The 7,995-nt window shown below is 48.6% G+C and carries 6 protein-coding genes and 2 pseudogenes; all 8 read left to right on the top strand.

Translation table 11 applies throughout. From position 1 onward, the window contains the following. A pseudogene (locus tag HUV26_RS13425) lies at nt 1–1,473 on the top strand (hypothetical protein); the annotation flags it as partial. 9 nt (nt 1,474–1,482) lie between these two features. Beyond that, entirely contained in the window at nt 1,483–1,809 is a 327-nt protein-coding gene (locus HUV26_RS13420) for a hypothetical protein (RefSeq protein ID WP_174410657.1), read from the top strand. A gap of 120 nt (nt 1,810–1,929) precedes the next feature. Beyond that, nucleotides 1,930–3,657: an endonuclease toxin domain-containing protein gene (locus HUV26_RS16705; protein WP_205245150.1), complete on the top strand. Its 1,728-nt coding sequence runs from the start codon at nt 1,930–1,932 to the stop codon at nt 3,655–3,657. Then, the gene (locus HUV26_RS13405) at nt 3,654–4,172 is read left to right on the top strand and encodes a contact-dependent growth inhibition system immunity protein (RefSeq protein WP_174410656.1); all 519 of its coding nucleotides are present in this window, start codon (nt 3,654–3,656) and stop codon (nt 4,170–4,172) included. The genes HUV26_RS16705 and HUV26_RS13405 overlap by 4 nt, the downstream gene beginning before the upstream one ends. Nucleotides 4,173–4,249: 77 nt before the next feature. Next, nucleotides 4,250–5,023 (top strand): hypothetical protein, encoded by a 774-nt coding sequence (locus tag HUV26_RS13400; protein WP_174410655.1) that lies wholly within the window; start codon nt 4,250–4,252, stop codon nt 5,021–5,023. A 584-nt stretch (nt 5,024–5,607) separates the two neighbouring features. Further along, on the top strand, nt 5,608–6,945 hold the full coding sequence (locus tag HUV26_RS13395) for a DUF637 domain-containing protein (RefSeq protein ID WP_174410658.1): 1,338 nt from the start codon (nt 5,608–5,610) through the stop codon (nt 6,943–6,945). Between the two features lie 11 nt (nt 6,946–6,956). Continuing rightward, nucleotides 6,957–7,442 carry a hypothetical protein gene (locus HUV26_RS13390; protein WP_174410654.1) on the top strand — a complete coding sequence of 162 codons (486 nt, stop codon included), beginning with the start codon at nt 6,957–6,959 and terminating at the stop codon, nt 7,440–7,442. Nucleotides 7,443–7,653: 211 nt separating this feature from the next. Beyond that, nucleotides 7,654–7,995, top strand: a pseudogene (locus tag HUV26_RS13385) (hemagglutinin repeat-containing protein); the annotation flags it as partial.

Raw genomic sequence — 7,995 nt, 5'->3', positions numbered from 1 at the left:
ATCGCTGCCATGAACGGCGACCTGACGCTGGACACCAACACCCTGACCTATGCCGACATTCACGATCACGACACGGCCAGCAATATCAGTGTGGGGGTGAGTGTATCCGGTAGCCACAACGGCGGCGTGGATGGCCCCAAGGCACCGGAGCAGGTGGGTGCAAAGGATGTTTCGCTGGGTTCCGTGAGTGTGGATTATTCCTCCAAAGACCGCCGCCAGATCAACCGCGCTACCATTGGTGAAGGCACCATCATCATCCGCTCTGACCCCAACGCAGGGCTTGAAGGGCTGAACCGCGACCTTGCCCGTGCGCAGGAGATTACCAAGGATTCCGAGATGGTTGTTTCTGTGTATATCGACCCGGCTGCAATTAAGGAAATTGCCAGCGGGTTTGAGGGGATTGTCGAGGGATTCAAGAGCGCAGGTGAAGAGCTCCAGCAGTTAGCCCGGGAATATAAAGCGCTCACAGCTGCCCTCCCTCCTGACATGAAGCACTTGGGCGAAGCTGGCCTTTCGGCCATGCAGAATATGATACGCGGAGGAGCAAAGGATCAGGATATAGCCGCACTAATGAAGGATCCTGAGTTTCAAAATGTTTTAACTCAACTGGCTGATGTTCAGTACGCTCTTGATAATGGCGGTATAAATTCCATATACCAAGAAAAAGGTGCAACGCGAATTGAGAATGGCGAGCTGTATTTAGATATATATCTAAACGCTCCAACTCCTGTTGGCGTCATGGTTCTAACTGCTCTAGGTTCTGCAAAAGATTATTTTGAAAGCATTCCATACAAAGAAGAAGCTGCGCTGGCCTTGCTTGGATTGCAAACTCTACTTGTCGGTCCAATTAAAACAGCAATTTCAGTTGCGGGAGACATTGCTAAGGATACAATTGTTGGAGGATATATTGAGCAGGCTAAGACAGAGATTGCGACAGAAATTGCTTCTCAGCTTCGGTATAATTTGTCATCATCTATAGTGGCTCCAAATGTTGATAGCTTTGGGTTTAGAGATCAGTTCGAAAATGATGTTGCTGCAGCAGAGTTTGGAATAAGCATTTTAGCCGGGAGCATTGGCGCGATTGTCGGCAGCAAGGCATCCCTTGGGGGTGGCGGCGTTGGTGCGGGGAGTGTTAAGCTCTCATACGACAAGGCAACGAAAACATGGACCTCGCCAGCTGGTTTGGTGTATGGAGTTGATAGGAAGTTTGGAAATAGAATTCAGCATGTTCTTGCGCATGGAATAGAGGACAAAACAAAGCCAATACATAGTGTGTTTAACGTCTCGAAAGACCAGATTCTTGGAATGGTTGATGAGGCTTGGAGAACGCGAGGAACTGGATTGCTTGATAAAGGGAAAATTGTCCATGTTGTGGATATGGGTAGAATTGTTGGCACCAAAGGAGAACGCTATATAAAGATAGTTACGATCCCTGGAACAGGTGAAATTGTCACAGCGTTTCCAGTAAAATAGGATGTTTTTATGATAGATCGAATTGACGTAGATAAAAAAGGTGTAGTTTGCTGCACATCTCTTTACGATGGAAGAATAGAGAAGGTTTTGCTAAAGCAGAATATGATAATAATTTATGTTTGCGAAGAATGTGAAACGACCTGGCTAAGCTTGGAAGATGTGTTTGATGAAACAAAATGCTATTCATTCATGCCATACATAGAGTCGCTAGGCATGTACACTAAAGGTGAGAAGCCAGACTGGGATAGTATTTTAAAAGTAGTTGGGCATGTACAAATCAGTGAGATTGATGACATTGCAAAAAAGCATAATATATCAGTCTATAAATTGAAATAGCCCGACTCAATATGGTGATCTGTAGTGGTTCATGCTTGTCAGCGTGTACAAAGATAGTATGTACAGAGATAGTATCCACTGACTGTACAGAGATAGCATTCGCCAGCTTTCTCTCTTTTCATCGATACGCCATTAAGGCTGCCCTTTCCGGGCAGCCTTTCTCCATTCCTCCTCCTTCCAAGCCCCCATGCCGCCATCAGCCTTGCCAACAACAAGGGCGACCTTGGGGGCGTGTTCAAGGACCTGATATCGGAACGGGCGGTCCGCTCTCTTGCGACATCTATTCTCACGGCCGCCATTATCGCGGGTGTGGATGCCACATTCTTCAAACCCGAAATGGCAGATGCAGCAGACAAGGCCACAACGATAGGAGACCATATATCCAATGTTGTTGCCGACCTGCCGGGTGCTATCCAGCAAGGCGTGGTACACGGCACCATCTCCGGCGCTGTGGATACCGCCATAAATGGTGGCGATCTGGGTCAGAACCTGCTTGGCAGCATACAGGGGGCGATTGTTTCGGAGATTGGGGCATCCGCTGCCACGGAAATTGGAGCGGCACATCATAACGGCAACATCAATAAGGCAGCACAGTATATTGCCCATGCAGCCCTTGGCGGAGCAATGGATTTGGCTCTTGGCGGCGATGGGGCCTCTGGAGCTGTTGGAGCGGTAGTTGGTGAAGCTGTAGGGGAGATGCTGTACAGCTCTAAAGAGACAGAAGTAACGGATTTTGCCAAACGGGTCATCGAGGGAAGGACGGATCAGCTACAGCGCGACCAAATGGCTCAGAGCCTTCAAAAATTCAAAGCAGATGGCGTTAACATATCTGCACTTGTTTCCGGGATAGCGGCAGCCCTGCTTGGAAAAGATGTTAACATTGCATCAATGACAGGCGCAAACGCAGCAGAGAACAATGCCCTTGCAACAATTGCAGCATTGTTATGTGTGGTTTTTGCTGCATACGCAACGGTTGAAGGTGGTGGCGATGTTGTTGCAGGGATTCGTCGGATTGGTGCTGGCGACGACACGGCTTCCAAACTCGTAGAGTCTGGGTTGCTCGCCGCAGGCGAGCTTGCATACGAGGTTGCCCCGGAGCAGACCGAATGGGTGCTAAGCCAGCTTTCAGTGCTAGGGGCTGGGGCTGATGCCATTGTCACGTATGTGGATGATAAAACGGGTAATACCGTCAGCGCCTACTGGAGTTCGCTGAGCGAGGATGACAGGAACCTGATTAAAGGCCTTGGCGTAGGAGCATCATTCGTCGTAGGGAATGCAAATTGTGGTTCTCTTTTCCAGAAGGTTGGCTCTAAGTTCGCAAGCTCCAAGGCACTTACGACAGCCTCTAAGCTAGAGGATGCGGCAGAGGCGCTTGGGGAGGTGGCGGTCGTCAGTGCCGGGAAGGCAAGTGCTACGGTTGTCGATCTGGCGGAAACAGGTATTCAGTGGGGGAAGGGAATCCAAGGACAGGGAATGCCCTTTGAAAACTACATCGCATCGCTTTTACCCGCTGAAACGCGCTTGCCCGCGAATTTCAAGACGTTTGACTTCTTCGATGTTGAAACAGGCCTTGCAACTAGCGTAAAAACTTTGGACACAGCAACCGCTGCGAAGATCGCTAATCCCAGTCAGGTGTATTATTCCCTGAAAAGTAATGTGGATGCGGCAGCAAATTTCAGCTACGCAAGGATGCTAGAAGCTGAAGTAAAAGCAGCGCAAATTGTGGCTCGTGAACTGAAAGTAGCCATTCCCGATAACACAACTCCTGCGCAATGGATGGAGATCAACAAGGCGATTCAGTATGGGCAAAGTAAGGGTGTTACAGTTATGATCACGGTGGTCAAATGAGTGAAGTAACGAGAGGCTACTGGGCGGCTGTCGTATGCAATGCCGATTTTATTTGTGTAGACACATTTTCGGGTTATCGAGGTGGAGACCGTCGCGACCCGAAGGGTAAGCAACACTTATTATCTCCTGAGGCCAATGACCTGGAACTTGGAGAAGCCGTAGTGGATGCTCTGGCGCATAGTCGTTGGATCCTCCCTAGCCGCCGGGAGGGTAGCACATATCCTGAAGGCGTTGAGTTTGATATGTCTCTCTACGACTACAAGGCGAACTACCCCTTATGGGTAAACGCCCTGATGGAGCGCTACGGATACAAAAACAAACGAGCTCTGTTCAAAAATATGAAAAATGTGAGCATTGAGAGCAAAAACGGCATATTGACGTTGATCCCCACGCACCATGCAAAACTGGAAGCATGGGAAGGTGTTGTCGAAGAGGCACGGGTGGTGATTCCAGCCACAAGCTCCCCTGAAGAAATTGGTGCAGCGTTGCGCCTTGCCCTGAGCCGCTGCACGTAGTTGTTGGCCCGGTCGTGTGCCGGGCTTTTCTTATGCGACTCCGTGTTAAGTAGTGAATAGGGCCTGTAAGAGCGGGGATGGAAGTTGCCTGCCCCTTGGCGCAATCAGCTTCGAATTGCCTACTAAGGCTGCCCCTTTCCGGGCAGCCTTTTTCATTTCTTACCCTTCTCTGCGGCCAAGCCGCTGCTGCGCTGGGAGGGGACCCAAATGCCGCAGCGGCGCTCGTCGCGTTGGAAATTGCCGATAAGGCCATAACAGCCTGCGATGCGTGGGAGCTTGCCCAAGCCATCTCAGAAGGAGATGGAGAGAAGGTCGAAGCGAAGGCCTTGGAGATTGGGGTTAGCTTGGCTACGGATGCCATTCCGGGCAATGTCGTCATGATCAAGCTTGGCAAGGCCCTGCACGTCTTGGGCTTGGGCACGGTCGGGACCAAGATTGTTGCCAAGGTGGGCGGGAAGGTTGATGATGTATTAGTTTCTCTTGTTGGGCATGACGGTGTTGGGCTTCTTCTCGCTGTTGAAGAAAAGTACGGAAATCGTCTTTGGACGACCGGTAAGCCCGGCAGCAGTAGCGTAAATGCTGCGGAGCATTGGAATAAGCATGGCGGTGAGTTCGCTGACATTAACTCTGTTGATCAATATGTTGAGAGAGCACACTCTATGTTTACTGGGACCCAAGGCAGCACTCTGACCGTTGTTCGAACTAATGGAGAAGTAGTAAAATATCATCCTCAATCGAATACGATAGCAGTCTTTTCAGAAGATGGTATTCCCAAAACGATGTTTAAGCCAGATGCATCTGTACACGGCATGTCTTCTAATCTGGAATACTTTTACAGTCAGGGGAGGTAACGCAATGAAGAGGACAAGGTGTTTAGGTGTGTTTAGAGATTCTGATTATGTTGAGGTAGATGAAGTCGACTTAAGAAAGTGTCGAGTGTGTGGCGAGTATAGCGAAGATTATTATCCATGGGGAGAGAGCGGAGATATGCCTACGTTCGATTTGTGCTCGTGTTGTAAGGTTCAGTTTGGATATGAAGATGTCTCTATAAAGTCTATTGTTGCATATAGAAATAGATGGATGTCTCATTGTAAAAATGTTGTATTTTGTAATGATATGTATTTAGAATATGATGATATACTTAGACGAATACCACAAGTTTTTTTGAATAGTCAGACGTAGGTGTCGTTGTGTCTGCTCAGTATGGCAAATAACGATCTGGATAACTCTCTAGTTGAAGCCAGCATTTTGATAAACCCAAGATGTAGGATAATGAGAGCTTGTGAGAGTGTTCCTATGTTGCTGGAGGGCTGTTGGCAAGAATTTCTGAGAGATTCTTCTCTGTCCGGTATGATTGTCTCTCTTGTGGTCCATAGCTGCGGCATCGCTCCGAACTACTAATTAAGGCTGCCCCTCCCCGGGCAGCCTTTTTTCAATTCTTACCCTTCCCTGCGCCCAAGCCGCCATCAGCCTTGCCAACAACAAGGGCGACCTTGGGGGCGTGTTCAAGGACCTGATATCGGAACGGGCTGTCCGCTCTCTTGCGACATCTATTCTCACGGCCGCCATTATCGCGGGTGTGGATGCCACATTCTTCAAACCCGAAATGGCAGATGCAGCAGACAAGGCCACAACGATAGGAGACCATATATCCAATGTTGTTGCCGACCTGCCGGGTGCTATCCAGCAGGGCGTGGTACACGGCACCATCTCCGGCGCTGTGGATACCGCCATAAATGGTGGCGATCTGGGTCAGAACCTGCTTTCTGGCATGCAGGGAGCGGTGGTTGCGGAGATTGGTGCAGCAGTAGCTTCGGAAATTGGAACAGCATTCAGGGAAGGTGATATAAACCGAGCGAGCCGCTATATAGCGCATGCGGCTCTGGGCGGAGCGATGGATGTTGCCCTTGGGGGCGACGGTGTTTCAGGGGCAGTTGGTGCCGTGGTTGGGGAAGCGACTGCGGAACTGTATTTGGCCAATCGGCTTAAGCACGGATTTACAAGTGAAGATATCCCGAAACTTGAGAAGGATGGGGTTGATTTTGCCAAGTTGGCAGCTGGAATTTCAGCCGCTCTAATCGGCGGGGATGTTAACGTTGCGGCGGCAACTGGGGAAAATGCTGCCCGGAATAATGCTCTCGACACCCTGATGGATGCCCTTTTTGTTTTGTATGATGCCGGAAAGATCGGTTATGGCTACTATGTCGGTGATGACGGATTGGTTAAGGAGGGATGGGTTGACTTGGGCGCTGACGCGGCGGCTTTGTTAATTCCTTGTGTGCCTGCGGGAATTACCAAGATTAAGCGTGGAGCAGAATTAGCTTCCAAGATTGATACGGCTGAAGATGCTGTTAAGGTTGCTGAGAAGGGATCTGCTGTCATTCATGATATTGACAAAGCATCTGACGCATATAAGATTAGCCATCCTGTTGTTGATTTGCCGAGAGGAGGTAGTGCAGGATCTAAGTCAAAAGACGCTAGCGATACATATCATAGCTTCAGTGATATTGTTGATAACTATGCACAATACGCAGAAAAATTTGAAATATCATCAACAAGCAAGTCTGGTGAGAAATTTGTTTCAGATTTATATCAAATACAAGGGACTATGAAGATTGAAACAGCAAAAGTTGTTGACGGTGTAAATGTTAGTGTTTGGACGCATAAGGATGGAGTTTTTGAGTGGATTGTTAGTGGCGACAAGGTTACGCATAGAGCGTTTGTGCCTAATGGCAAAGTTTCTGGGGTTGCAAACCAGTTTTTGAAAAAATGACGAGAGTATGTATGAATTTTTGGAATGTTTTATATTGGAGTAGAATATCTGGACGTGTTTCTTTTGATGATGTTGTGAAGTATGCATATGATGTGTGTGCCACACAGCCTGTTGTCGATGGCCCGCTGCTTGATTTGGTTACACACAAATCTGATGAAATTGATGACATTTGTCTGATTAGTTGTTTTATTGATGATATCAAGTGTAGTCTATTGGAATTTGTTGACTATTGCTTGAATTGTATAATTATCGATGCAGATGTTTTGAGTAGAGATATTCAATATAAAACAGATGCGTTGCTTGTTGACATAATAGCTTTCGCGACAAGCAAGTATGTTGATCAAAATATTCATGGTGTGTTGCACGATGTGTTTGATATTATTCGACAGCTGAATCCGTATGACAACAGGTATGATTGTTTTGAAAATGAAATAGATGATGTTGTCGACTCTCTCTCAAGAGAGTTGTCCCGGTGGTGTAGCGAAGGCGATGTGTAGCAAGCGATGTTGCCATCAGGCTTGCTGTACAAAGATAGTATTGTACAGAGATGGTATTTATTTGGCACACCATCTTTGAAACAATGACTGCACAGAGTTAAGCCACTATCCTGACGCAGCCACCAACCTCGAATTGCAATCAAGGCTGCCCCTATTCGGGCAGCCTTTTTAATTTTTCGGTCGTTATCCAGGCGGTCTCTCCGTTACCCAGACAAAGGAGCATACGGAGACAGAAACGCCTGTCACCTCGACCGTATATGCCGGTAACAATGTAGCCCTGAAGGCGGATGAGGATATCACCATTCAGGGTGCGCAGGTGTATGCGGGCAATGACGTAGCACTGGAAGCCGGGCGTGACCTAACCATAGAATCTGCCACCGGGGGCATGCGCTACAGCACAGACAGCGTGTCCGCATCTGCGGGTGGGGGCATAAAGGCCAATGTAGGCGCAAACGGTGGAGGCGTGGGAGCAAATGCCTATGCCTCGCTCAGCGGCTCGGGCAGTGACTATGAATCTACCTATCATCGCAATGCCGCTGTGGTGGCGGAACAG

The organism is Desulfovibrio psychrotolerans, from assembly GCF_013340305.1.
Lineage (GTDB): Bacteria > Desulfobacterota > Desulfovibrionia > Desulfovibrionales > Desulfovibrionaceae > Halodesulfovibrio > Halodesulfovibrio psychrotolerans.
Note: the sequence above shows the minus strand (reverse complement) of the source record. Positions and strands in the feature narration are given on the sequence as shown.

Excerpts from the sequence above, each read along its gene's own strand:
- HUV26_RS13400 (WP_174410655.1), top strand. The coding sequence starts at position 4,250 with ATGGAAGTTGCCTGCCCCTTGGCGCAATCAGCTTCGAATTGCCTACTA.
- HUV26_RS13420 (WP_174410657.1), top strand. The coding sequence starts at position 1,483 with ATGATAGATCGAATTGACGTAGATAAAAAAGGTGTAGTTTGCTGCACA.
- HUV26_RS13390 (WP_174410654.1), top strand. The coding sequence starts at position 6,957 with ATGAATTTTTGGAATGTTTTATATTGGAGTAGAATATCTGGACGTGTT.
- HUV26_RS13405 (WP_174410656.1), top strand. The coding sequence starts at position 3,654 with ATGAGTGAAGTAACGAGAGGCTACTGGGCGGCTGTCGTATGCAATGCC.